This is a genomic window from Nonomuraea sp. NPDC049421 (assembly GCF_040677005.1).
Classification (GTDB): Bacteria; Actinomycetota; Actinomycetes; order Streptosporangiales; family Streptosporangiaceae; genus Nonomuraea; species Nonomuraea salmonea.
In genome coordinates, this window is the sequence record NZ_JBFAQA010000010.1 from 234,924 (window position 1) to 260,049 (window position 25,126).

The window sequence follows — 25,126 nt, forward strand, 5'->3', positions numbered from 1 at the left end:
GCGGTTCAGGCCACGTACAGGTCGCTCGGCACGCCCCCGTACGGAATCGTGCGATCCCGCCGCATGCCGACCCGTTCCGCCACCTTCCGCGACGGCTCGTTGATGTCGCGGATGACCGCGACCACCGTCCCCACCGACTTCCCCACGTCAAGGGCCGCCCGGGCGAGCTCCAGCGCATAGCCGTGCCCCCATGCGGAGGGCCGGAACCGGTAGTAGAGGTTGAGCACGTGCTGCCCGTCCACGATCGCGTGCCGCAGCCCGCCGAAGCCCAGCACGTGGGAGTCGCCGAGCGGCCGCGCGGCCCAGTAGCCGAGGCCGCGTTCGTCCCAGTCGTCGAGCCACAGGCCGAGCATGGCCCGGCTGGACTCGATGTCGGTGACGGGTCCGCTGGGATGGTAGACGCTGGTGCGCGGGTCGGAATGAATCTCGTGTACGGCATCCAGATCGTCAACCGTCACCCGAGACAGGACCATACGAGCCGTCTGCACCATTTCCATGCCATCAGGGTATTTCGCCGGGGCACAGGGACGGCACGAGTCCCGGCGAACCCCTACTTCTTGGCCTTCTCGCCGCCGGAGTCGGTGGACAGCGCGGCGACGAAGGCCTCCTGGGGCACCTCGACCCGGCCGACCATCTTCATCCGCTTCTTGCCTTCCTTCTGCTTCTCCAGCAGCTTCCGCTTACGGGAGATGTCACCGCCGTAGCACTTGGCGAGGACGTCCTTGCGGATGGCACGGATGTTCTCGCGGGCGATGACCCTGGCCCCGATGGCGGCCTGGATCGGCACCTCGAACTGCTGCCGCGGGATCAGCTCGCGGAGCTTCTTGGCCATGTCGACGCCGTAGGCGTACGCCTTGTCCTTGTGGACGATCGCGCTGAAGGCGTCGACCGCCTCGCCCTGCAGCAGGATGTCGACCTTGACCAGCTCGGCCTCCTGCTCACCGGCGGGCTCGTAGTCGAGCGAGGCGTAGCCGCGGGTGCGCGACTTGAGCTGGTCGAAGAAGTCGAAGATGATCTCGCCGAGCGGCAGCGTGTAGCGGATCTCGACGCGGTCTTCCGACAGGTAGTCCATGCCGAGGAGCTGGCCGCGCCGCCCCTGGCAGATCTCCATGATCGCGCCGATGAACTCGGCGGGCGCGAGGATCGTGGACTTCGTGACCGGCTCGAAGACCTGCGCGATCTTGCCGCCGGAGGGGAACTCGGACGGGTTGGTGACCGACAGCTCCTTGCCGTCCTCCATGACCACGCGGTAGACGACGTTGGGCGCGGTGGAGATGAGCGACAGCCCGAACTCGCGCTCCAGCCGCTCGCGCACGATCTCCATGTGCAGCAGCCCGAGGAACCCGACGCGGAAGCCGAACCCGAGCGCCGCCGACGTCTCCGGCTCGTAGACCAGCGCGGCGTCGTTGAGCTGCAGCTTGTCGAGCGCCTCGCGCAGCTCGGGGTATTCGTCGCCGTCGATGGGATAGAGCCCGGAGAACACCATGGGCTTGGGGTGCTCGTAGCCGGCCAGCATCTCGCCCGCCGGCTTGGCGGCCGAGGTGACGGTGTCGCCGACCCGCGACTGACGGACGTCCTTCACGCCGGTGATGAGGTAGCCCACCTCGCCGACGCCGAGCCCTAGGTCGGCGGGCTTGGGCTCGGGCGAGATGACGCCGATCTCAAGGGTCTCGTGGGTGGCGCTGGTCGACATCATGAGGATGCGCTCACGCTTGCTCAGATGACCGTCGATGACCCGCACGTACGTCACCACGCCGCGGTAGGTGTCGTAGACGGAGTCGAAGATGAGCGCCCGCGCGGCCTCGTCGGCCTGGCCGACGGGCGCGGGCACCGTCTGGACCACGTGGTCGAGCAGCTCGCGTACGCCCTCGCCGGTCTTGCCCGACACCTTGAGCACGTCGGAGGGGTCGCACCCGATGAGCCCCGCCAGCTCCTCGGCGAACTTCTCCGGCTGCGCCGCCGGCAGGTCGATCTTGTTGAGGACGGGGATGATGTGCAGGTCGGCGTTCATGGCCAGATAGAGGTTGGCCAGGGTCTGTGCCTCGATGCCCTGGGCGGCGTCGACCAGCAGGATGGCGCCCTCGCACGCCTGCAGCGAGCGCGACACCTCATAGGTGAAGTCGACGTGGCCTGGCGTGTCGATCATGTTGAGCACGTGGCCGTCCCACGGCAGCCGCACGGCCTGCGACTTGATCGTGATGCCGCGTTCGCGCTCGATGTCCATCCTGTCGAGATATTGCGCCCGCATGGTGCGGTCGTCGACCACGCCGGTGATCTGCAGCATCCGGTCGGCAAGCGTCGACTTGCCATGGTCGATATGCGCGATGATGCAGAAGTTGCGGATCAACGCGGGGTCGGTCTGGCCAGGCTGAGTGCGCACCGAAGTCCGTTTCGACAGGGTTGAGGTCAAGCAGTCTTCCATGGTGACATGCCCGGGTGATTGCCCGAACCGTCATCCGCCGCGGCCTGCGCCTGATCGCGCTTGCCTTGGCCGTCCTGGTCGCGCTGGCCGGCCTGCTCGCCGCAGCGCTCCGCCTCCAGTTTACCGGTGCGCCGGCGGCCTGGGCGAAGAGCACAGGCAACGACGCCCTCTGGCTCGGCCACGCGTGGGTGGACGGCCGCCGCACCGAGCGCGACCTGGAGCAGCTCGCCGTACGGCTGCGCACGACAGGCGTCAAGGACCTGTACGTCCACTCCGGCCCGTTCGAGGCGGACGGCCGATTAGATCCCGCTAAATACCCCAACGCCGGAAATTTCGTCCAATGGGTACGAAAACACCTCCCCGGCCTCCGCGTCTCCGCCTGGCTCGGCCAGAAGGTGGACGGCACCCTCGACCTCGACGACCCCCGCTCCCGCACGAACGTCCTGGCCGGCGTCGCCGCCATCATGAGTCAGGGCTTCGACGGCATCCACTACAACTTCGAGCCCATCGGCGACGGCGACACGGAGTTCCTGGAGCTGCTGGAGCAGACGAGGCGACACGCCCGGCTGCTGTCGACCTCGACCCCGCAACTGGAGCCCTACTGGGGCCTGCGCCTGGCCGCCAGAGCCGCGCTGGGCCACGACAAGTACTGGTCGCAGGGCTACTTCCAGGAGGTCGCCGCCCGGGTGGACCAGGTGGCGGTCATGACGTACGACTCCTTCACGCCTCTCCAGTCCCTGTACGGCGGCCACGTCGCCCGCCAGGCCAGGCTCGCGCTGGACCTGGTGCCGCAGGACAAGACCCTCTACATCGGCGCGCCCGCGTACCACGACCACGGCGTACCCTGGCTGGACGGAGCCGAGAGCGTGGCGATGGCCGCCGAGGGCGCCCGGCTGGCGCTGACCGACCACGGCAAGCGCGAGCGCTTCGGCCTGGCCCTCTATGTCGACTTCGCCGCGACGGAAGAGGACTGGCACGAGTACATGACACGATGGCGTTGATTTGAGCAGCCGCCTCGGTTATTGGTAGCCTGGGCTACTGCGTGTGGCGCGCCCTCTCTCGAGCCCGCGCGCCCCATCCATCACTCAGACTTTCACCGAGGCTTCTTCGTGGCGAACATCAAGTCCCAGATCAAGCGCAACAAGCAGAACGAGAAGGCTCGCCTGCGCAACAAGGCGGTCAAGTCGTCCCTGAAGACGGCCGTCCGCAAGTTCCGCGAGGCCGCCGAGCAGGGTGACGTCGAGCAGGCCGTGGCCCTTCAGCGGGTCGCCGCCCGCCAGCTCGACAAGGCCGTGAGCAAGGGCGTCATCCACAAGAACCAGGCCGCCAACCGCAAGTCCGCGATCGCCAAGCAGGCCGCGGCGCTGGCCGCCAAGTAAGCAGCGACGCCGCGGCAGCGGCTACGGCGCTTCTCGACGCCGCACTCCACGTGTCCGGAGTGCGGCGTTCTTGTCGTTCCTGGGGCCGTTTTGTCACAGTTTCGATATCACACAGCCGTATCGGGTGAGTCACCGTTGCAGAGATCACCTTGCCCGCCACCTGCGCCATCCCCGAAGGTGCACTAAACACGACAAAGGGGGATGCATGCGGGGGCCGTTGGTCGTCAAAAGGGCGCTCAGCGAGCCGCTGCTTCTCCTGGCCGCGTTCGGGTCGATCCTGCTCGCCACCACCACGCTGGTGGCGCTCACCATGTACGCCTCCTCCATCGCCGACGCGGGCGTCCGCAGGACGATGGAGACGGCCTCCTACGAACAGACCGCCGCCACGGTCAGCGCCCCCGTCACGGCCAAGACGTTCCCCGAGTTCGACAAGGCCGTGCGCGCCGAGCTGACCGGCGCCTACACCCGCCCGCCCGAGCTGAGCACCAGCTTCCGCTCCGACTCCTACACCATGCCGGGCCAGGAGGACAGGCAGCGGCCCGAACTGCTGCGCTTCGGCAGCTACGACGGCCTCGACCGGCAGGCGCGGCTGGTCAGCGGCGCCTGGCCACAGCCGGGCGACGACCCCGTGCAGGCGGTCATCTCGCTGTCGGCGGCCTCGGAGACCGGGTTCAAGGTCGGGCAGGAGTTCACCACGCGGGGCCGGCTCGACAGCCGCCCCGTGCGGGTGCGCGTGGTCGGTGTGTTCCAGCTCGACGACCCCTTCGGGGCGCGCTGGGCGGGCGAGCAGCTGCTCAGCCGGGGTGTCGAGCGCGGCGACTTCACCACGTACGGGCCGCTGATGGTGCCCCGTGAGACGTTCATCGCCCGCTTCGCCACCAACGTGAACGCCACCTGGACCGCCGTCCCCGATCTGCGCGCGCTCACCCCCGAGCAGCTGCGCCCGATGGCCGGCGCGGTCGCCGGCCTGGAGCAGCGGCTGAAGGCGGCCGGGTGCGGCAGCTGCGTGGCCGCGAGCCACCTGCCCGAGATCCTCACCCAGCTCGACACCGCCTCGCTGGTGGCCCGCTCCACCATGCTGATCCCGGTGCTGCAGCTGCTGTTGCTGGCCGCGTACGCGCTGATGCTGACCGCGCGGCTGCTGGCCGACCACCGCCGCATGGAGGTGGCGCTGCTGCGCTCGCGCGGCGCGGGGACCGTGCGGCTGGCGGTGCTGGCGGGCGGTGAGGCGCTGCTGGTGGCCCTGCCGTGCGCGGTCATCGCGCCGTTCCTCGGCCCGCCGCTGCTGGCCGCGATCAACCGGCTGCCGTGGATCGAGGCCGCCGGGGTGCGGCTGTCGCCGTCGGCCGACCTGGGGACGTTCCTGGTGTCGTTCGGGGTGGCGCTGGCCGCGGCCGTGCTGCTGATGGCGCCGGCGCTGGCCGGGGCGCGGCGGACGTACGTGGAGGAGCAGGCGGCGCGCGGGCGCGGCGGCGGGCGCGGCCTCATCGAACGGGCGGGAGCCGACCTCGCGCTGCTGGTCGTGGCCGGGCTCGCGATCTGGCAGCTGCAGCGCTACGGCGCTCCCGTGACCACGACGGCCACCGGCGGCCTGGGCATCGACCCGCTGATCATCTCCGGGCCCGCGCTGGCCCTGCTCACCGGCGGCATGCTGGGGCTGCGGCTGGTGCCGCGGGTGTCCAAGCTGGCCGAGAAGATCACCTCCAGGCGGCCCGCGCTCGCCCCCGCGCTCGGCGCGTGGCAGGTGAGCAGGCGCCCGCTCAAGTACGCAGGGCCCGCGCTGCTGCTCACGATGGCCATCGCGATCGGCATCGTGTCCCTGGCGACCGCCGCGACCTGGCGTACGTCCCAGCTCGACCAGGCCCGCCACCAGGCCGGGGCCGACCTGCGGCTGTCAGGGCCGCCGGACGGTCCCGAGCTGGGGGCGCTCGGCCGCGGCACCGCGTTCACCACGCTGCCCGGCATCGGCGCCGCGTCGCCCGGCTTTCGCGGGCAGGCGGACGTCGGCGGCGAGAACGCGATGCTGGTCACGCTCGACGCGAGCAAGCTGGGTGAGCTGTTCCACCTGCGCCCCGACCTGTCGGAGCAGCCGGTGAGCGAGCTGTCGCGAACGCTGGCCGGCAGCCGTACGGACCGGCTCGAGCTGCCGGGGAAGCCCGCCAAGCTCACCGTGAACGCCGAGGCGAGCGACGAGGTGACGGCGCGGCTGGTGCTCACCGACGCGCTCGGCGTCTGGCGGGACGTGCCGCTCGGCGTCCTCAAGGCGGGCACCAGCCAGGTCGAGGTGGACCTGCGGGCGCTGGCCGGGCGGAAGGGGCAGATCACCTACCCGGTGTCGCTGGTCGGCGTGATCGCCGGGGCGCCCTCGGGCAGCGCGACGCTCAAGGTGACCGGGCTGAGCGCCGACGGTCAGCAGGTGGCCGCGCCGCCGCTGGCCATGGAGGCCGAGCTCAGCAGCGCCGCGACGTTCGTCCATGGAGCGCAGCCGGGGCCGATGCCGGTGGTGCTGACCGCCGACCTGGCCGCCGCCCTCAAGCTCTCCCCCGGGCAGTCGGGGCGGGTCAGCATCGACCGCCGGGTGCTGCAGGTGAAGGTCGCGGGCGTCGTCGAGAGCATGCCGACCACCACGGCCGGGCAGCAGGCCGTACTCGCCGACTGGGAGACGATGCAGGCGTACGAGCTGGCCCTGGCCCAGCCACCGAGGCCCGCCACCGAATGGTGGCTGGGCACCGACGACCCGGGCGCCGCCACGGCCGCGCTCAAGAGCCACCCCGAATGGGACGTCACCGTGCTCGACCAGCGCGCACTCGCCGCCACCCTCCAGGACGACCCGCTGGCCAGCGGACTCCAGGGGGCGCTCATGCTGGGCTTCCTCGCGGCGCTGGTGTTCGCGGTGCTCGGCTTCCTCGTGAACGCGGCCGTCGCGGCGCGTGAGCGGCTGGCCGAGTTCGCGATCCTGCGGGCGCTCGGAGTGAGCCCGCGGCAGGTGTTCGGGATGCTGGCCATGGAGCAGGCGTTCGTCGTCGGGCTGTCGCTGCTGGCCGGCACCGGGCTCGCGATCGTCGTGGGCGAGCTGGTGGTGCCGCACATCGTGCTCACCGGGCAGGCCGCGGCCGTCACGCCCGGTGTGCTGCTCGACATCCCCTGGGCGGCGACCACCCTCATGCTGGTGCTGGTGACGGCGGTGCTGTTCGCGATCCTCGCCGGGCTGGCACGCACCGTACGCGGCCAGGGCCTCAGCCTTCGGGAGGAACAGTGAGGACGTGGCTGCTCGCCCGGGTGCACCTGGGCCCGCTGGCCGTGCTCTTCGCGCTGACGTTGAGCGCCTGCCTGCTGGTCGCCGGGCTGCCGCGGGCCACGCAATCGGCGTACGACCAGGCGCTGCAGCGCGCGCTGACCGGCGCGCCCGGCGTGCAGACCGACCTGACGGTCACCGTCGGGTCCTGGTCACCGGCGCTCGACCTGCGCGAACGCGCCCAGTTCGACACCCGCGAGCGCCTCTGGCACGAGATCCTGCCCGCCGGGCTGCGTCCCCTGGTGAGCGGACCCGGCCACTCGAGCGCCAAGACCACGCTCACCCCCATCGCGGGCACCGGCGGCTCGTCCTACCTCAACGTGGGCTGGGTGTCCGACGCCGACCAGCGCGTCGAGTGGGTGCGCGGCCGCGCTCCCGGCGCGCCCTCGACCATGCGGTACGAGGGCGAGACGATCCCCGTGTTCGAGGCCGGGATCGTCGACGAGGCCGAGCGGGAGATGGGCCTCGGCATCGGCAAGACCACGGTGATCGGCGAGCACGACTACGCCGCCGTCAAGATCGTCGGCATCTTCCGCGCCAAGCAGCCAGACGACCGCTACTGGTCGCACCACAACGACCTCCTGCACGTGCTGAAGCAGCAGCCGCCGGGCAGCCTCGACTTCGAGAAGCACGCCACCGCCCTGCTGTCCGACGCCGGGCTGGCCGTCCTGAGCGGCGAGGGACGCAACCTGGCCTACCGGTGGACGCTGCCGCTCGACCCCCGGGGGGCGACCGCGCTGGCCGTGCCGGGGCTGCTCAACGACGTCGCCGAGTTCGGCCGGGTCGTGGACGTCCAGTCGAACGGGCCCGTCAGCCCGTACCGGCTGGAGACGGGGCTGCCCAACCTGCTCACCGGGTTCCAGGCGGAGCTGTCCACCGCGCAGACCGTGATGTCCCTCGTGCTCGGCGGGCTGCTGGCGGTCGCGCTCGGCGTGATCGTGCTGGCCCTGCAACTGCTGGCCGACCGGCTCGACCACACGCTGTCGCTGACCAGGGCCCGTGGCGGGTCGCTGGCGCAGGTGGCCCGCACGGCGGCCGGGCTGACCGCCGTCGCCGTCGTGCCCGGGGCCGTCGCGGGGTACGCGCTGTCGTACCTGGTGCCGGGGCCCGTGCTGCCGATCGTGCACGCGGGGCCGGTGTTCGTGGTGCTGGTGGCCGTCGGCTTCGCCGCCGCCCGGCTCGCGCTGGCCCACCGCACCCCCTTGCACGAGCGGCGCGAGGACGTCGCCACCGCGCGGCCGTCCGCCCGGCGGATCACGCTGGAGGTGCTCATCGTCGTGCTGGCCGTGGCGGGGGCGTACCTGCTGCGGGCCAGAGGGCTGAGCGCGTCGGCGGGGCAGGACCCGTTCCTGCTGGTGGTGCCGGTCGCGCTGACCGTGGCGGCGGCGCTGGTCACGTTGCGCTGCTACCCGTACCCGCTGCGGCTGATCGTCCGGCTGGCCGCGCGCGGGCGGGCCGCGGTGCCGTTCCTGGGACTGACCAGGGCGGCACGGGCGCGGGCCGCCGCCGTCCTGCCGGTACTGATCCTGCTGCCCGCGCTGGCCGTGTCGGTCTTCGCCGCCGTCGTCACCGGCGGCATCGCCGGCACCCAGCGGCTGGCGTCCTGGCAGCAGGCCGGCGCGCCGATCAAGGTGACGTCCGAGATCGAGATCCCGGCCGAGACGATCGACAAGATCCGCGCGGTGCCCGGCGTCGAGCAGGTCGTGCTCGCCCAGCGGGGCCAGGTCCAGGTCGGGTACGGCGCCGAGCGGGCCGAGGCGCTCGCCGTGGACGTCGCCCAATGGCGGGCGATCCTGGCCGACGCGCCCGTGAGCGTGCCCCCGCTGTCGGAAGGCGTGCTGGTCTCCCCCGAGCTGCGCGGACGCGGCACGCTCGACCTCGGCTGGCAGTCCCGGCTCAAGCTGCCCACCCGTGGCGTCGTCGAGTCGGTGCCCGGCTTCTTCACCAAGGGCAAGTTCCTCATCGTGCCGATCGGCGTCCAGCTGCGCCCCGCCGTGAACACGCTGCTCATCAAGGGCGACGCGGACGTGGCCGAGCTGGCCGCGCTCGCGCCGTCGGCCACCGTCATCTCCCAGGAGGGCACGCTGGCCGCCATCCAGGACGACCCGCTGACCAGCACCGTACGCACGACGCTGGCCATCGTGACCGCCGCGCTGGCCGCTTACGCGCTGCTCGCCGTCGTCCTGACGCTCATCGTCGGCGCGGCCGACCGCGCCAGGGCGGTCTCCTTCCTGCGTACGCTGGGCCTGTCCGACCGGCAGGCGCAGCGGCTCACCGTCCTGGAGATCATGCCCATGATCATCGTCACCGCGCTGGCCGGTCTCTGCCTCGGCCTGGCGCTGCCCGCCGCGCTCGGGCCCGGCGTCGACCTGTCGTCCTACGCCGGTGACCTGCCCGTCGGCGACTACTCACCCGACCCCGTCCTGCCCAGCGCGCTGGCCGCCGGGCTCGCCGTCGTCGCCGTGCTCGGCGCGTACGTCCACACCGCCATCAGCCGCCGCCGCAGTCTCGGCGCCGTCCTTCGAGTGGGGGACCTCACATGAACCCGACACTGTCCGAGCTGGAAGCCAAGGCCACGAAGGAGAAGGCCGCGTTCGGCGGGGACGCGCACATCGTGTGCGACAACCTCGTCCGCATCTACAAGACCGAGGGCGTCGAGGTCGTCGCGCTGCAGGGACTCGACCTCGTCATCGACAAGGGCGAGCTGGTCGCCATCGTCGGCGCCTCGGGGTCCGGCAAGTCCACGCTGCTCAACGTGCTGTCCGGGCTCGACGTGCCGACCGCGGGCGTGGCCAGGGTGGCCGGCATGGACCTGCTGTCGATGACCGCGCGCGACCGGCTGCGCTACCGGCGTTCCGTCGTGGGCTTCATCTGGCAGCAGACCGCGCGGAACCTGCTGCCGTACCTGACCGCCAAGGAGAACGTCGAGCTGCCCATGAAGCTGGCCGGCAAGCTCCGCCGCGAACGCGCCGGCGAGCTGCTCGACCTGCTCGGCGTCGCCTCCTGCGCCGACCGCCGGCCGCCCGAGATGTCCGGCGGGCAGCAGCAGCGCGTCGCCATCGCCGTCGCCCTGGCCAACTCGCCGCAGCTCATCCTCGCCGACGAGCCGACGGGCGAGCTGGACAGCGAGACGTCCGAGCAGGTCTTCGACTCGCTGCGCACCGCCAACAGGGAGCTGGGCGTGACCGTCGTCATCGTCACCCACGACCCGCTGGTGGCCGAGCAGGTGGACCGCACCGTCGGCATCCGCGACGGGCGCACCAGCAGCGAGACCGTACGCCGCGAAGGCGCGGAAGGGCAGATCATCGCCGAGGAGTACGCCGTACTGGACCGCGTCGGACGCCTCCAGCTCCCGCGCGACTTCATGAACGCCCTGGAGATGGAACGGCGCGTGCGCCTCGAACTCGAATCCGACCACATCGGCGTGTGGCCCGCCCGAGAGGAGCCGTCCGAATGAGTCAGTCGCCCCTGGTCGAGGTCGAAGGGCTGCGCAAGGTCTACCGGACCGGGCCCAAGGAGGTCGTGGCGCTGCGGGACGTGTCGTTCTCCGTCTTCCCCGGCGAGCTCGTCGCGCTGCGCGGGCGGTCGGGGTCCGGCAAGACCACGCTGCTCAACCAGATCGGCGGCCTGGACAAACCGGACGCCGGCCGGGTGGTCGTGGACGGGCGTGAGATCACCGCCATGTCCGAGGACGAGCTGCTCGCCGTGCGGCGCGACGTCGTCGGGTTCGTGTTCCAGTCGTTCGGGCTGATCCCCGTCCTGTCGGCGGCCGAGAACGTGGGCGTGCCGATGCGGCTGATGCGCGCGCCCGCGGCCGAGCGCGAGGCCAGGGTCCGCATGCTGCTCGCGCTGGTCGGGCTTGAGCAGCACGTCAACCAGCGGCCGTACGAGCTGTCCGGCGGGCAGCGGCAGCGCGTCGCCATCGCCCGCGCCCTGGCCAACCGGCCCCGGCTGCTCGTGGCCGACGAGCCGACCGGGCAGCTCGACTCGCAGACCGGGCGGCAGATCATGGAGCTGCTGCGCGCGCTCGTCCGCAGCGAGGGGGTCACGGCGCTGGTCGCGACGCATGATCCGAGCTTGATGACGGTGGCGGACCGGGTGCTGGAGATCAGCGACGGAGTCGTCCACGAGGCCGCCCTGACCTGACCCGGCCACCCGCGCTTGCCCGGCCCTGCTCACCCGCGCTTGCCCGGCCCTGCTCACCCGCGCTTGCCCGGCCCTGCTCACCCGCGCTTGGCCGGCCCTGCTCACCTCCGCTGGGCGCGTCCTGGCGCCCAGGCGATGGCGATGAGGTTGGCGGCGGCGACCAGCACGCCGCCCACGACCGCCGGCGCGGCGATCCCGGCCACCCCGGCCAGCGGCGCGGCCACCGCCAGCCCGAACGGCCGCGACGCGAACGAGATCAGCTGGTCGAATGACCGCACCCGCCCCAGCGCGCTCTCCGGAACCTCGTCGGCCACCACCGTCTCCCACAACGGGCTGAGCAGCCCCAGCCCGAACAGCGCCACGGCGTAGGCCCCTGCCATGACCGGCAGCGGCGCCCCTGCTGCCAGCGCCGCCATCGGGAACACGTAACAGGCCGCCCCGATCTGCACGACGACCAGAGGCCGCCGGACCGGCAGCCGAGGTGCCAGGAACACGCCCAGCACCATCCCGACGGTGCCGCACTGCACGATGAGCGCCCAGCTCGCCTCACCGCCCAGATCCCGTACGGCGACGACCGGCCCCAGCGTCAGGAACAGCCCGGCCATGAAGTGCCACACGCCGTGCCCGACCACGCACGCCACGAACCACGGCCGCCCGCTGATCTCCCGCCACCCCTCGACCAGCTCCCGCCCGAACCCAAGCCCCCGCGCCGCCAGCCCACGCCCGACCGGGAGCGGCCGGCGAACACCAGACCCCACCGCCAGGCCGGGCGCCCGAACACCACCGGACTCCGACGCCAGGCCCGGCGCCCGAACACCACCGGACTCCGACGCCAGGCCCGGCGCCCCAACACCACCGGACTCCATCGCCAGGCCCGGCGCCCGAACACCGCCGAGCGTCAACGCCGAGCACGCGAACACCACAGCCGTGACCCCCGCCGCCCACCCCGGCCCGGCGACCACCGTGATCGTCCCGGCGATCGCCGGCGCGGCCACCGCGGACAGGCTCGTCACCACCCCGATCCGCGCGTTCACCCGCAACCGGACCGGCCCGGGCACCACCGCCACCACGAGCCGCGGCACCGCGGGACTCCCGAACGCGATCGCCACCCCCGCCACCGCCGACAACACGACCAGATCGGCCACCCGATAGACACCGAGCAGCAGTTCCCCGGCGATGACCGCCTGCGACAGGCAGCGGGTCAGGTCGGCGAGAAGCACCACCCGCGCGGGCCTGACCCGATCGGCCAGCACCCCGCCCACCGGCAGCAACACCAGCAACGGAACCAGCTCGGCCGCCAGCACCAGACCGAGCTCTCCCTCACCGCCCCCGGCCCGCAGCACAGCCAGCGTCAAAGTGGTCGGAATGAGCGCCGTGCCCAGCGCGGACAGGCACCGCCCGATGAGAAGCCGCATCACCATGCCGGTGACAATATTTCGCCACCGAACATTACGTCAACGAATTAATCACTGCCCTATGCTCCCAGGCATGGAGGACTCGGTCGATCGTCACCTGGCCCGCTGGCGCGGCAAGGCCCCCTTCGACGAACGGGTGGAGGCGATCGTGACCCGCCTGCAGTTCCTGGTGAAACACATCGCCCACACCAAGGAGGCGGCCCTGTCGGAGGTGGGCATGCAGGACTTCGAGTTCGAGACCCTGCACCGCCTCGTCGCCCGCGGGGGCATGGCGACGCCGTCGGAGCTGGCCGCCGACCTCCTCCTGTCGCCGGCGGGCATGACGGGCCGCCTCGACACGCTGGAACGCTCAGCGCTCGTACGCCGGGTCCGCAGCACCGAGGACCGCCGCCGGGTGGACGTGGAGGTCACGTCGAAGGGTCACGACCTGTGGATGGAGGCCATGACCATCCGCGCCGAAGTCGAAGCCTCCATGATCAAGGCACTGTCCCCCGAGGACCAGGCTCAGTTGGACGGCCTCCTCAAGAAGCTGCTCCACAACGCCGAAACCACCCGTTAGGCCGTACTCATGCGTCGAGCTGATGATCCGCCCTGACCCTCCGCCTCAACCCTCAGCCCTGGCTTCCTGCTCCAGCCCTCAACCGAGGCGGGGGACGCACTCACCGTCCGGTGCGGCTCGCCACAATCACCTGCACCGTGTGCTCCAGGGCGTAAGCCGGATCCGCTCCCCCACCCTTGACCTGCTCGTCGGCATGAGCCACCGCCTGGATGGCCCGCGACAGCCCTTCAGGCCCCCACCCGTTGAGCTGCCGCTTCACCCGGTCGACCTTCCACGGCGGCATGCCCACATGACTGGCCAGCTGCCCGCCCCGCAGGTTGCGAGGCGCGCTGCCGACCTTGGCCAGCGACCGCAACCCACCGGCCAGCGCACTGACCAGCAGCACGGGAGCGACCCCGGTGCCGAGCGCCCACCTCAACTGCTCCAGCGCCTCCGCCAGCCGCCCCTCCACAGCCGAGTCGGCGACGTTGAACCCGGTCACCTCCGCCCGCCCCTTGTGATAGCGAGCCACGGCCGCCGCACTGATCGTCTTGTCCTCGGTGTCGAACATCAACTGCGAACAGGCCGCCGCCAGCTCCCGCAGATCATTCCCCACCGCGTCCAGCAGCGCCTGAGCCGCATCGCCGGAGATGTTCCGCCCGGCCCGCTTGAACTCCGCCTTGATGAACTCCATCCGCTCACCGGCCTTGGTGACCTTGCTGATCGCGACCACCTTGGCCCCGGCCTTCTTCACCCCGTCGACCAGCGCCTTGCCCTTCACCCCACCCGGGTGGGCGAGCACCATCACGGTGTCCTCGGACGGCTGCTTCGCGTACGCCACGATCTCGGCGATGACGTCCTTGCCGAGATCCTGCGCCCCCCGGATCACCACGACGGACCGATCCCCGAACAACGAAGGGGACGTCAGCTGCGTCAACTCACCCGTCGTGACCTTGCTCCCGACGAGGTCATGCACGTCGACCCCGGGATCGACACTCCTGGCCGCCGCGACGACCCCACTGACCGCCCGCTCGGCCAGCAACTCCTCATCGCCGACGACCAAGGTCACAGGTGCTGGATCGGTTCCCGCCATGTCAGGCAGCATGCCACGCCCCGCCGACAACTAGGTACTCGCAACCCACCGCCGAATCCTCACACCAAGGATCGCGAAAGAAGCTGAGCTCCGGCGCTGGAAGGAACGCGAAAGAAGCTCAACTCCGGCGTTGGCCGCATGCGAGCGCTCCCGCCCGAACAAGCAGCGGCAGCACCTGATCACGAACAGCCGGAGCCAGCCGAGCCCGGTACCCATCACACCCATCGGTCCACCCGAGAGCCGCGAGCTCAGCAGCAGGCTCGGGCCGACCGGCCAGTCTCACCGTGAAAACCGTCATACGCATGGGCACACCCTCAAGCGCGGCCACGTCCTCAACCTCGCAGAACAGATTCAGATCACGCGCCGCAACACCAAGCTCCTCATCAAGTTCCCGCAGAAGGGTGTCCTCCGGACTCTCCCCGTCCTCGGGCTTCCCTCCCGGCAGGTAGAACGTCTCCGGCGCAGCCTTCTTACTGACGACAAGCAGCCGCCCCCGATCAACGACAGCCGCCGCCACCACCCGCATCACACCGTCGCTCAGCACGCTCGCCAGTATGCCAACCCCAACAAACCCACCCAGGCCAGAGCAGAAGCGCAACCAATTCCGGGAACGGGTATCCAGCGCATCCGGAAGCGAACCAGAGCCAGCCGAAGAACGCCAAGGCGGAGGGACATGCCCGAGAACGGACCGCCACGGGCCCAACCATGTGCGGCACGGGCCCAACCACGTGCGGGACGAGATCCACCACGTGCGGGACCGGACCGGAACAACTCGGGCAACTCGGGAAGCTAGGGGCCACGGGGAACCACTGCCAGGCCGCCGCCTTCTCGCTCCACCACCGCGAGGTCCCCCGACTGGTCCGTACGGTGGATCGTGAGGCCGAGCCGTCGCAGGAGACTCAGCGTGGACGTCGCCGGGTGACCGTAGTCGTTGCCGGCTCCCACGCTGATCAACGCGGCCCGCGCCCCCAGCGACGCCAGGAACTCAGGTGACTGCCTGTTGGACCCGTGGTGCGGCGTCTTGAGGATGTCGGCCCGTACGATCAACCGCCGCGCCAGCTCGTCCTGAGCCTCGGTCTCCAGATCACCGCCGAGCAGCATCGACCCGGACCGCCACTGTACGTGCATCACCACGCTCGAGTTGTTGATCGCGCTGCCCTCACCCTGCCCGTGCAGCTCACCCGCGACCGGGTCGGGCGCGAGGACGGTCAGCTCAGACGGCCCGAACCGCCATCGGGTGCCCGGCGGCACCGTCCACTCGGGTATGCCGCGTCGCCGCAGCATGCCGGTGATGCGTCCCCCGGACCGCGCACCCGTACGCTGCGGGCTGACGACGACGGCCCCGACGCGACGGTTCCTGAGGACGCCCGGCAGCCCGTCCACGTGGTCGGCGTGGGGATGCGTGAGAACGAGCAACGGCACGTCCGAGACCCCGAGCCTCCGCAGGCACCGATCCATGACCACCGGATCCGGCCCCGTGTCCACGACCACGACCCGGCCCGGCCCGGCCGAGATGACCAGGCCATCGCCCTGCCCCACATCACACATGACCATCACCCACCCCTTGGGCGGCCACGACCCGGCGATGGGCCGGAGCACCAGCACCGCCACCAGGGCCGCCCCGGCCACCGTCAACGCCACAGCACGCCAGGCCCGACGTCTCATCACCGCAACCACCACGGCCACCGCAAGCACCAGCAACCCGAGCCCGGCGAGCCCGGCCGGCCACGGCACGGTCGCGAACGGCACGGTCACCGCCCACCGCGACACCGTGATGATCCACCCGACCGCGTACCCGGCGGGAATCGCCAGCATCCGCGCCCCATCAAGCCAGACCGGCGCAATCAGCGCGGCACCGAAGCCGAGCAGAGTCGCGGGCGCCACCGCCGGCGCGACGAGCAGGTTGGCGACCACCGCGACGGGCGTCAGCTGCCCGGCCATCAACACCAGGACAGGCGTCACCGCAAGCTGCGCCGCCGCAGGCACCGCCACCGCCTCCGCCACCCACCGCGGCAACGCCACCACCCGCCTACGCCCGCTCTCCGGCGACGCGTCAGGATCCGGTTGAGAGGCCGCGCGTGCCTCTCCCGCCGCAGAGGAACCCCGCCCGGAAGAAGCCGAGCCGGCAGCAGAGGCCCCCTCCCCGCTCTCCGGAACAAAGGCGAGACCGGCGACGCCGTCCCTTCCACGCATCACGTCAGGGGCTGCGTCGGTAGGTGAGGGGTCTTCCTCCGCGCTGTTCCTGCCCATCAGCTTGTCTCGCCAGCGTGGGGCGAGGAGGAGGATGCCGGCGGTCGCCGTTACGGAGAGGGCGAAGCCGTATGAGCGGGCGAGTTCGGGCACGAACAGCATCAGGAACAGGACCGTCGCCGACAGGGCCGCGACGCCGTCCTTCGAGCGGCCCGTGCCCATCGCGATCGCGGCTGCCAGGCCCATGAGGAGGGCTCGCAGGACGCTCGGCGACGGCCGTGCGACCACGGTGAACGCCAGCATCGCGACGGCGGCGAAGCCCGCCCGCAGAGGGAGTGAGAGGCCGACGAGCCGGGAGAGCGCGAGTGCCGCGCCTGCCACTATGGCGAGGTTGGCCCCCGACACCGCATTCAGATGGCTGAGGCCGGCTTCCCTGAAGTCGGCTGTCACCTGCGGGTCCATGCGGGAGACGTCGCCCACGACCAGACCGGGCAGGAGGCCGCGCTGGTCGGGAGGCAGTACGTCGGCAGCTGATCTCAGGCCCGACCTGATGGCACCCGCCACCGTCTGCAGGGTGGACGGGGGTGTCAGGGGGCGGGGCGCCTCGCGGACGAGCAGGATCGCCGCCACGGACGTGCCCGGTGTCGGCTTGGCCAGGCGGCCGGTGACCTCGACCTCCTGGGTCGGCAGCAAGGGACGCCATGCCGAGCCCGTCGCGAAGACCGTGATGGGGACGTCGACTGCTTGCCGCGTCGTGGAGGTCTGGAGGACCTTGAGGGTCGCCGGGATCACGTAGCTCTCTTGCTGGAAGCGGGCGGCTCCGTTCGGTCTGCGTCTTGGGTCGTCGGTGAGGGCGATCTGGGCGGTGATGAAGGCGTTCTGTTCGGCCAGTTCGGCGGTCGGCCCGGTGGTGAGGGCGTGGACGCGGAGGGCCACGGTGGCGGCCGTCGCCGCCGTGCCGATGAGGGTGGCCAGGATGATGTTCCGCCACCCCGGGCTGATCCGGCGGGCAGGCTCCGTACGGGTGCGGCCTTTCGGGGGTTGTCGGGTACGCCACGCCATTACGGCGGCGACGGTCGCGACACCGGCGGCCGTGATCAGGCCGACGAGCGCGGTGCAACCGAGCAAGGCCAGTGCGGTGGCCCAGGCAGCCAGGGCCGGAAGAGCCAGCGGCCATGCGGGCTCAGGCTTGGCAACGGAAGGCTCTTTCGGAACAGCCGGCCGCCGCTTCTGAGGGCCACGAACAAGGCCGGAGCCGCGGGCGACGGCAGGAGCGCACTTGGGGCCAGGAGCAGGGGCAGCGCCGGTGTCCCATGCGCGCCTGGAGGTTGAGCTGGTGGCTGCGGCTGGACCAGGTGCGGTGGCGGGGGTGGGGTCGGGGGCGGGCATGTCAGACGCGGACCTTTGGTTTGATTTCCTCGAACTTTCTCGGGCCGATGCCTGAGACGTCCCGGAGTTGGTCGATCGTGGTGAAGCCGCCACGGCTGGTACGGAACTCCACGATGCGGGCGGCGAGGACCTCCCCTACGCCTGGGAGTTGTTCCAGCTGGTCGGGGGTGGCGGAGTTGAGGTCCAGGATGGCGGTGGCGGGGTCGATTACCGGGGAGCCCGGTGCTGCGTGGCCTGGTGGGGCGCCCACGACTATCTGCTCGCCGTCGATCAGGCGTCGTGCGAGGTTGAGTTGTCCTGTGGATGCGCCCTTGGACACGCCGCCGGCCGCCGACACGGCGTCCGTCACCCTTGAGCCTGCGGGGAGCAAGTAGACGCCCGGCTTGCGGATCTTTCCGGCGACATGGACGGTCACCTTGGCGGCGGTGGTCGAAGGGGTGATCGAAGTCAGCGGGGTGACGGGGGCGGGCGGAGGCAGGGGCTGGGGCGTCGGTTGCGAGCGCCAGGCGAGGAAGGCCGCCACCGCCGTGGCGAGCACCCCGATGGCGAGCAGGACGCGTAGACCCGGCTTCCCGGGGTCGAGAGTGGGGCTCTGTGCGGCCAGGAGCTGCCGTAGGGACCGGAGGGAGGCTGTTGCGGGGTTCGGGGTGGACGCGGCCTTAGGGGCAGGGTGACCGGGCGCTGAGGACCGAGACGGTTGTGTGCCGGGATCAAGCGGTGTCGGGACGTCCGCTGAGCGGCTGAGGTACGCGGGCGCGGCGAGCCCCGAAGGATGATCCAAGTGCTCCGGCATCGGCAAGCCCGCCGAGGGTGTGAGGTAGGCGGGCGTAGCGAGACCCGGCGGATGGTCCAAGTGCTCGGGCAGCGACAGGCGCGCAGGGGGTGTGAGGTGCTCGGATGTCGGGTGGAGCGGTGTTCCAAGGTCGGCTGGCAGGTCAAGATGCGGTGGTGCTGCGAAGTCCGCCTCTGGGTCTGGAAGTGAGGCATGGTGCAGCGACTCGGGGTGATCTGGTGGCGCTGCGGGGTCGTGAGGTGTGCCGGGGTGTGGCGGTGATGGCAAAGCCGGTGATGAATTGCCTGCCTGGCCTCCAGGAGCGCGCTGCGGGGCGTCGGGCGGCGGTGGTTCGAAGGGGAGGCCGGGAAGCCGGGCGGGTGCGGCGTTCTTGGGTTCGTCGGTGGGTGGGGTGAGGGTTTTCGGCGGCCTCAGGGGGGTGGTGGATCCTGGGGTGTCTTGGTAGGGCGGTTTGTAGGCGGGACCGATGCCGGTGGCCCAGGTCGGCCTGGTGAGGCGGCGGCGGGCGCGGCGGGCAGGCGCGGTGATCGACCGTAGCCGGGACTCGGCTATGGCGCGTTCTGCCGTCGGATCGGGGGTTCGCACGGCAGTGAAGGTACGGCGAGGCGGTGGGCGGGGAAGGGCCGAACGGCGTTCTGGGGATACTGGCCGGAACCTGTGCCGAGGGTGTGGACAAGCAGCGGCCCTGGTCGCTCATGTCTCCTTCGCGGAGGACGTGCCCGTCGCTACGTGTCGCAGGGCGTGACGGTTACGCCGAGCATCCCCGGGCCGACGTGTACGCCGATCACCGCCCCCACCTCCACCACCCGCAACTCCCCCAGTCCTGGCACTCGCTTCGAGAGGCGTTCGGCGAGGCCCTCGGCTCGTTCCCGGGCTCCCAGGTGCTGCACCGCCACGTCCACGGGACCGGTTCCAGCCGCCTCCACCGCCAGGTCCTCCAGGCGGGCGATGGCGCGGGAGGCCGTACGGACCTTCTCCAGGAGGGAGATGCGGCCCTCTGTGATGTGCAGCAGCGGTTTGATCATGAGCGCCGAGCCGACGAGGGAGGCCGCCGTGCCGATGCGGCCGCTGCGGCGGAGGTATTCGAGGTTGTCCACGTAGAAGAACGAGCGGGTGCCACAGATGCAGCGGTTGGCGGCCGAGACCACCTCTTCCATGGGGGCGCCGTCCGTGGCGGCTCGGGCGGCGGCCAGTACGGGGTAGCCCAGGCCCATGGCGATCGAACGGCTGTCGATCACGGCCACCGGTACGGCGGCTTCCCTGGCGGCGGCGCGGGCGGATTCGATCGTGCCGGACATCTCGCCGGAAAGGTGGATCGAGACGATCGCCGATGCTCCGGCTGCGGCGAGGTCGGAGTAGCAGGAGGCGAAGCTGGCCGGTGAGGGACGTGAGGTGGTGGCCGAAGCGAGGTCGCCGGCGAAGGAGCCTTCGTCGAAGGCACCTGAGGAGTCAGGCTGGGCGGCCGGTGACCCAGAAGAGGACGTGGGTGGACCATCGGAAGCGGCGGCCGATGCGCCAGCAGCACGCCTCGGGTTCACCTGTACGGGAACCACGGACACCCCGGGGACGGAACCCAGATAAGCGGTCGAATCGGTGACAACAGCGACCAAGGGCGGCATACACCGAGATTAACTACTGAACGGGCGTTCCACCCCGCCACACCCGGCGCGGCTTCAGGCCGAAGGACCAGGCGAAGGCGCCCTCGTGGTCGGCGTCCCACTGAACGATGTCGGCCAGCCGCCCGGGAGCCAGCACGCCGCGGTCGGGCGCGCCCAGGACCGTGGCGCCGCCGAGGGTGGCCGCGCGCAGGGCGTCGTTGACGCTCATCCCGAACGCCGACACCGCCATCGCGATCACCAGCGACATCGAGGTGATGCCGCAGTAGCCGGGGTTGTGGTCGCTGCCCAGGGCGATCTGCACGCCGTTCTTGATCATCTGGCGGACCGGCGGCAGGTGGCCGCGCTGCAGTGCCGTGGCCGGGCAGACGACGGCGGGGACGCCGTAGCGCGACATGATCGCGATGTCCTCGTCGGACATGTGGTGCAGGCCGTCGGCGGAGGCGCAGCCGAGCTCGGCGGCGAGCTGGACGGCACCGCGGCGGCTGTAGATGCCGGCGTGGATGCGGGGCAGCAGCCCGACGTTACGGCCGGAGGCGAGTACCCAGCGGGATTCCTCCGTCGTGAAGTAGCCCTCGTCGCAGTAGACGTCGACGCTGTCGGCGCCGGCCGCCGCCGCGTCGGCGCACCACGCGCCCACGGCCTCGACGTATTCGCGCTGCCTGCCGAAGTATTCGGGCGGCACCACGTGCGCCGCCAGGAACGTGACGTGCACCCGCGGCATCATCGGCTCCTTCTCCAGCTCGCGCAGGAGCCGCACGTCGGCCAGCTCGCCGTCGCGGGTGAGGTGGTAGCCGGTCTTGGCCTCGACCGTGGTGGTGCCGCTGAGCAGCCAGTCGCGCAGGCGCTCGCGTACGCCGTTGCACAAGGTCCACGGGTCGGTGCCGCGGGTCACGGTGACGGTGGAGCCCACGCCGCCGCCGGCCGCGGTGATCGAGGCGGACGTGGAGCCGCCCGTACGGATCGCCAGCTCGGCGTAGCGGTTGCCGGCGTAGACGGGGTGCGTGTGCGCGTCGATGAGCCCGGGGGTGACGAGAGCGCCGCCCAGGTTTTCGACGTGATCGACGTCGACGATGTCATCGACGACACCCGGCACGCTCTGCGGCAGGTCCGGGGCACGGCCGACCCACGCGATGCGGTCGTTGTGCACCAGGATGGCGGCGTTGCTGAGAACCTCGTTGCCGGTCCAGAGACGGCCGATGTTGGTCAGCAGTCGAACGGTCACCGCATCACCACCCCGCACGACCCCTCGTACGGGTGCAGAGCACAGCGCACGGCCGGCGCCGCGCCCACTGAGTCCGCTCCGGGTCCGGACGACATGGGGGGTCTCCTGCTCTCATCCGCATCGAGTAGTGCGGTGACCGTATCGCCGGACGCATGATCCAGCGATTTCAGTTCAGTTACGTTATTTCACATGTCGGGCTGCTGTACAGGGTTATTCGGAAGAAAGACCATTCATCCCAACCGTCACGCAGCCCTGCCTCGTCCCCACGGCCCCCGCTGACGACTTGAACACTCGCAGTCATCATCCGAAACCTAGAACCCGAACCCAAAAACCAGACCAACGTTAGGTCTGGCTAATCCTAGCAACCCCAGGGGGGTGGGGACCACTGCCGCTTTTGGGGAGGTCTGCACGCTTTGTGGAGAGTGTCGCCCAACCATGGGGGATGGGTACGGCCTCGCGCGTTTTGGCAGCGTATGCATATCGCAGGACCGGTCTATCACGGGACCGTTATACGGCATGTGCACGCAGCGCCACCACCCCGCCGCGACACCCTACCGGACCGACCCCACACGAAGGCCCGGCCGGCGCACGGGAAGGGAGGAGGTTCGGGGCCCCGAAGGCCACCGACGGCGGGGCTGCGAGCCCCGAGACGCCCCGAAGACGCCCCGCACAAGCGGAGCCCACCATAGGACCTCCAGGGTCAGGGCCAGGGCCACGACAGAGCGCCGCAAGGGGTCTCAAGGCACGCGGGGAGCCGGGGAGGAGGTGCCTCGCCTGCGAGGCGGGGCCTCCCTGATCAGGGACGTGGCCGCAAGGGCCGGCCACGAGGCCGCCGCACGAGGCCGTAAGGGCATGAGAGGCCCAGGGCCGCAAGCGAGGGCGGGGCGCAACGGGGGCGCGACTGCAAGGGAGTGAGGTCGCGGGGGGTGGGGCGCAACGGTGGCGGGACTGCCCTGCTCATGTCCGGCACGAGCCGCAGCCGCGCTCCGCGGTCACGGCGGGAGCTGAGCTGGCGACCGTCCACACCGACATGCTCACCATGATCGGCGGCCCCCGCCTCAGAGAGCTCGCCACCTGACGAGCACCCGCAGCGAACGCCGAACGCTGAGGACTGACTGACTGACCTGCCGGAAGCGCCTGCCTCCTCTTCACAGCCTTGCAGGCGCAAAGCGCGTGGGCGCCTCTCACAGGGAGAAGCGCCCACCCAGGAAAAGCGTGAGCGCCTCTCACGCGGAAAGGCGCTCACAAAGCTCCTCTCACATGGAGAGGAGCAGAAGTCCTCTGACGTGAAGATGCGCTCACGAAGAGCCCTTCCATGTGGAGAGGCTCTCACGAAGGCTCTCCCCACGTGGAGAGGCGCTCACGAAGGCGTCAGATGGCGTGCTCCACCGGCTTGCCCACCCGCTCCAGCTCCTGGGACAAGCTGGGCAGGACCCGGGCGTGCAGGATGGTGCCGTCCTCGACGTGGTCCACCGAGAGGACCTCGCCCTCCTTGTGGGCCCGCGAGATCAGGTCGCCCCTGTCGTAGGGCACGAGCAGGTGGACCTCGTGGTCGAGGCGCGGCAGCCGCTCCTCGATGAGGTCCATCAGCTCGGGGATGCCGGCCCCGGTGCGGGCCGAGACGACGATGCTGTCGCGCTCGCGGCGGGCGATGCGGTCGAGCACCTCCTGGTCGGCCGCGTCGGCCTTGTTGATCACCACGATCTCGGGCACGTCGGAGGCGCCCTCGATGTCGGCGAACACCTCGCGGACGGCCGTGAGCTGCCCCTCGGGGTCGGGGTGCGAGCCGTCGACCACGTGGAGGATCAGGTCGGCGTCGGCGACCTCCTCCAGGGTGGAGCGGAACGCCTCGACGAGCTGGTGGGGCACGTGGCGTACGAAGCCGACGGTGTCGGCGATCGTGAACAGCCTGCCTTCGGACGTGCGGGCCCTGCGCACGGTCGGGTCGAGGGTGGCGAACAGCGCGTCCTCGACCAGCACGCCCGCGCCGGTGACGCGGTTGAGCAGCGAGGACTTGCCGGCGTTGGTGTAGCCGGCGATGGCCACGGCGGGCACCTCGCGACGCTGGCGCCGGTGGCGCATGGTGTCGCGCGAGGTGGACATGCCGCTGATCTGGCGGCGGAGCTTGGACATGCGCTCGCGGATGCGGCGCCGGTCGAGCTCGATCTTCGTCTCACCGGGACCGCGGCCGCCGATGCCGACGCCGCCGGCGGCGCGACCGCCGACCTGGCGCGACAGATTGCCGCCCCAGCCGCGCAGGCGGGGCAGCAGGTAGGACAGCTGGGCCAGCTCGACCTGGGCCTTGCCCTCGCGGCTCTTGGCGTGCTGGGCGAAGATGTCGAGGATGAGCGCCGTGCGGTCGATGACCTTGACCTTGACCGTCTCCTCCAGCTGGCGGAGCTGACCGGGGGTCAGCTCGCCGTCGCAGATCACGGTGTCGGCGCCGGTCGATTCGACGACGTCGCGCAGCTCCAGGGCCTTGCCGGAGCCGATGTAGGTGGCCGGGTCCGGCTTTTGACGCCGCTGGATGAGCCCGTCGAGCACCTGGGACCCGGCGGTCTCGGCCAGGAGCTTGAGCTCCAGGAGAGAGTTCTCGGCGTCTTCCGCCGTGCCGTTGGTCCAGACGCCGACGAGGACGACCCGCTCGAGCCGCAGCTGCCGGTATTCGACTTCGGTGACGTCTTGAAGTTCGGTGGACAGGCCCGCCACGCGGCGCAGAGCCTGACGGTCCTCAAGGTCCAGGTCGCCGGTCTCGATCGGGTCGAGCGCGGGAAATTCGTGCATACGTGTCATCTCTATGAGGGAACGTCTGGACACCTCGATGTCTTCCCACGATGGTGGCACGACACCCACAGCGCGAGCACCTGGTTATCAGGGTGCTCCCACAGACTGTCAAGAGGGCGAGACGGTGATGTCGCCGGAGCCCGCCGTGACGGAGATCTTGTTGGGGGCGCCCTTGTCCTGCTTGACGTCGAGGGCGAGGTCGCCGGAGCCGACTTCGCTGTCCACCGCGTACGCCTGGTCCGGGACGTGCAGCCGGATGTCGCCCGAGCCGACCTTGAGCCGGACGTCCTCGGGTGCGGCGGCGTACTTGAGCTCGATGTTGCCCGAGCCCAGCTCGGCGTTGAGCTTCTTGGCGGCCAGCCCGGCCGCGTCGACGTCACCGGAGCCGGCGTTCAGGTCGATCTCGCCGGTGCTGTCCCTGAGGGTGAGGTTGCCGGAGCCCGTCTCCAGGTTGAGCCGCAGGCCCTTGGGCACCTCGATCTTGTAGTCGACGCTGCAGCTCCCCCACTCCGACGGGCAGTCATAGGTGACGAACAACTCCTGGCCGTCCACCTTGTGCTCCGGCTGCGGCTTGTCGTCGCCACGCCAGTGAAGGGTCTCGACGACGCGGATGCCGCTGCCGCCGGTCTCGGTGACGACGGCGTCGCCCGACCTGGAGACCAGTCTCAGCGTGGCGACCTTGTCGGTCACCTCGTACGACACCGTGTCCTCGTTGTTGGGACCGGCGAGGCTCCCCAGCCCGCAACCGGCCAGCAGCAAGGTCGAGGCCAGCAGCCCGCCGGCGATCGCAATCGTCTTCATGGAGAGGATCCTCCCCGCGTGGGCAGGGGTTCCGCATCGG

18 protein-coding genes are annotated in these 25,126 nt (G+C 70.8%); 7 read left to right on the forward strand and 11 right to left on the reverse strand.

Annotated elements, in window-relative coordinates:
• Positions 1-5 precede the first annotated feature (5 nt).
• Positions 6-497, reverse strand: coding sequence for a GNAT family N-acetyltransferase (locus AB0K18_RS19625; RefSeq protein ID WP_364915792.1), 492 nt, complete (start codon positions 495-497; stop codon positions 6-8).
• Positions 498-550: 53 nt separating this feature from the next.
• Complete coding sequence (gene lepA / locus AB0K18_RS19630; RefSeq protein ID WP_364915794.1) at positions 551-2,380, reverse strand: translation elongation factor 4; 1,830 nt, start codon at positions 2,378-2,380, stop codon at positions 551-553.
• Positions 2,381-2,436: 56 nt separating this feature from the next.
• On the opposite strand from lepA, the gene AB0K18_RS19635 reads away from it, so the two are divergent.
• The 6 genes from AB0K18_RS19635 (at position 2,437) to AB0K18_RS19660 (ending at position 11,242) form a co-directional block, all read left to right on the forward strand.
• A complete protein-coding gene (locus AB0K18_RS19635; protein WP_364915797.1) occupies positions 2,437-3,423 on the forward strand; it encodes a glycoside hydrolase family 18 protein in 987 nt (328 codons plus the stop codon).
• Between the two features lie 108 nt (positions 3,424-3,531).
• The gene (gene rpsT, locus AB0K18_RS19640; RefSeq protein WP_113700875.1) at positions 3,532-3,801 is read left to right on the forward strand and encodes a 30S ribosomal protein S20; all 270 of its coding nucleotides are present in this window, start codon (positions 3,532-3,534) and stop codon (positions 3,799-3,801) included.
• Positions 3,802-4,006: 205 nt separating this feature from the next.
• Positions 4,007-7,060, forward strand: coding sequence for an ABC transporter permease (locus tag AB0K18_RS19645; RefSeq protein ID WP_364915800.1), 3,054 nt, complete (start codon positions 4,007-4,009; stop codon positions 7,058-7,060).
• Positions 7,057-9,639, forward strand: coding sequence for an FtsX-like permease family protein (locus AB0K18_RS19650; RefSeq protein WP_364915803.1), 2,583 nt, complete (start codon positions 7,057-7,059; stop codon positions 9,637-9,639). Before AB0K18_RS19645 ends, AB0K18_RS19650 begins: the two co-directional genes overlap by 4 nt.
• Entirely contained in the window at positions 9,636-10,553 is a 918-nt protein-coding gene (locus AB0K18_RS19655) for an ABC transporter ATP-binding protein (protein WP_364915806.1), read from the forward strand. The genes AB0K18_RS19650 and AB0K18_RS19655 overlap by 4 nt, the downstream gene beginning before the upstream one ends.
• Positions 10,550-11,242, forward strand: a complete 693-nt coding sequence (locus tag AB0K18_RS19660; protein WP_345399043.1) for an ABC transporter ATP-binding protein — start codon at positions 10,550-10,552, stop codon at positions 11,240-11,242. The genes AB0K18_RS19655 and AB0K18_RS19660 overlap by 4 nt, the downstream gene beginning before the upstream one ends.
• A 101-nt stretch (positions 11,243-11,343) precedes the next feature.
• On the opposite strand, the gene AB0K18_RS19665 is transcribed toward AB0K18_RS19660, so the two are convergent.
• Positions 11,344-12,663 (reverse strand): MFS transporter, encoded by a 1,320-nt coding sequence (locus AB0K18_RS19665; RefSeq protein WP_364915809.1) that lies wholly within the window; start codon positions 12,661-12,663, stop codon positions 11,344-11,346.
• 67 nt (positions 12,664-12,730) lie between these two features.
• Between AB0K18_RS19665 and AB0K18_RS19670 the strand changes: the two genes are divergently transcribed.
• Complete coding sequence (locus tag AB0K18_RS19670; protein WP_364915812.1) at positions 12,731-13,216, forward strand: MarR family transcriptional regulator; 486 nt, start codon at positions 12,731-12,733, stop codon at positions 13,214-13,216.
• 100 nt (positions 13,217-13,316) lie between these two features.
• Here AB0K18_RS19670 and holA read toward each other — a convergent pair whose 3' ends face one another.
• The 8 genes from holA to AB0K18_RS19710 all read right to left on the reverse strand — a co-directional run bounded on the left by holA (position 13,317) and on the right by AB0K18_RS19710 (position 25,086).
• Positions 13,317-14,300 (reverse strand): DNA polymerase III subunit delta, encoded by a 984-nt coding sequence (gene holA, locus AB0K18_RS19675; protein WP_364915815.1) that lies wholly within the window; start codon positions 14,298-14,300, stop codon positions 13,317-13,319.
• A gap of 106 nt (positions 14,301-14,406) precedes the next feature.
• The gene (locus tag AB0K18_RS19680; RefSeq protein ID WP_364915818.1) at positions 14,407-14,832 is read right to left on the reverse strand and encodes an NUDIX domain-containing protein; all 426 of its coding nucleotides are present in this window, start codon (positions 14,830-14,832) and stop codon (positions 14,407-14,409) included.
• Between the two features lie 245 nt (positions 14,833-15,077).
• Positions 15,078-17,606 carry a ComEC/Rec2 family competence protein gene (locus AB0K18_RS19685; protein ID WP_364915821.1) on the reverse strand — a complete coding sequence of 843 codons (2,529 nt, stop codon included), beginning with the start codon at positions 17,604-17,606 and terminating at the stop codon, positions 15,078-15,080.
• A gap of 262 nt (positions 17,607-17,868) precedes the next feature.
• Positions 17,869-18,405, reverse strand: a complete 537-nt coding sequence (locus tag AB0K18_RS19690) for a ComEA family DNA-binding protein (protein WP_364915824.1) — start codon at positions 18,403-18,405, stop codon at positions 17,869-17,871.
• Positions 18,406-19,385: 980 nt separating this feature from the next.
• The gene (locus AB0K18_RS19695; RefSeq protein WP_364915826.1) at positions 19,386-20,279 is read right to left on the reverse strand and encodes a DegV family protein; all 894 of its coding nucleotides are present in this window, start codon (positions 20,277-20,279) and stop codon (positions 19,386-19,388) included.
• Between the two features lie 13 nt (positions 20,280-20,292).
• Entirely contained in the window at positions 20,293-21,501 is a 1,209-nt protein-coding gene (gene hutI, locus AB0K18_RS19700; protein WP_345399018.1) for an imidazolonepropionase, read from the reverse strand.
• Positions 21,502-22,872: 1,371 nt separating this feature from the next.
• A complete protein-coding gene (gene hflX, locus AB0K18_RS19705) occupies positions 22,873-24,285 on the reverse strand; it encodes a GTPase HflX (protein ID WP_364915829.1) in 1,413 nt (470 codons plus the stop codon).
• Between the two features lie 108 nt (positions 24,286-24,393).
• Entirely contained in the window at positions 24,394-25,086 is a 693-nt protein-coding gene (locus tag AB0K18_RS19710; protein WP_364915831.1) for a DUF4097 family beta strand repeat-containing protein, read from the reverse strand.
• Positions 25,087-25,126: the final 40 nt, after the last annotated feature.

Bases quoted from the DNA above. Each gene is read 5' to 3' on its own strand.
- AB0K18_RS19625 (WP_364915792.1), bottom strand. From the start codon at position 497: ATGGAAATGGTGCAGACGGCTCGTATGGTCCTGTCTCGGGTGACGGTT.
- AB0K18_RS19645 (WP_364915800.1), top strand. From the start codon at position 4,007: ATGCGGGGGCCGTTGGTCGTCAAAAGGGCGCTCAGCGAGCCGCTGCTT.
- AB0K18_RS19655 (WP_364915806.1), top strand. From the start codon at position 9,636: ATGAACCCGACACTGTCCGAGCTGGAAGCCAAGGCCACGAAGGAGAAG.
- AB0K18_RS19660 (WP_345399043.1), top strand. From the start codon at position 10,550: ATGAGTCAGTCGCCCCTGGTCGAGGTCGAAGGGCTGCGCAAGGTCTAC.
- AB0K18_RS19665 (WP_364915809.1), bottom strand. From the start codon at position 12,663: ATGGTGATGCGGCTTCTCATCGGGCGGTGCCTGTCCGCGCTGGGCACG.
- AB0K18_RS19670 (WP_364915812.1), top strand. From the start codon at position 12,731: ATGGAGGACTCGGTCGATCGTCACCTGGCCCGCTGGCGCGGCAAGGCC.
- holA (WP_364915815.1), bottom strand. From the start codon at position 14,300: ATGCTGCCTGACATGGCGGGAACCGATCCAGCACCTGTGACCTTGGTC.
- AB0K18_RS19695 (WP_364915826.1), bottom strand. From the start codon at position 20,279: ATGCCGCCCTTGGTCGCTGTTGTCACCGATTCGACCGCTTATCTGGGT.
- hflX (WP_364915829.1), bottom strand. From the start codon at position 24,285: ATGCACGAATTTCCCGCGCTCGACCCGATCGAGACCGGCGACCTGGAC.
- AB0K18_RS19710 (WP_364915831.1), bottom strand. From the start codon at position 25,086: ATGAAGACGATTGCGATCGCCGGCGGGCTGCTGGCCTCGACCTTGCTG.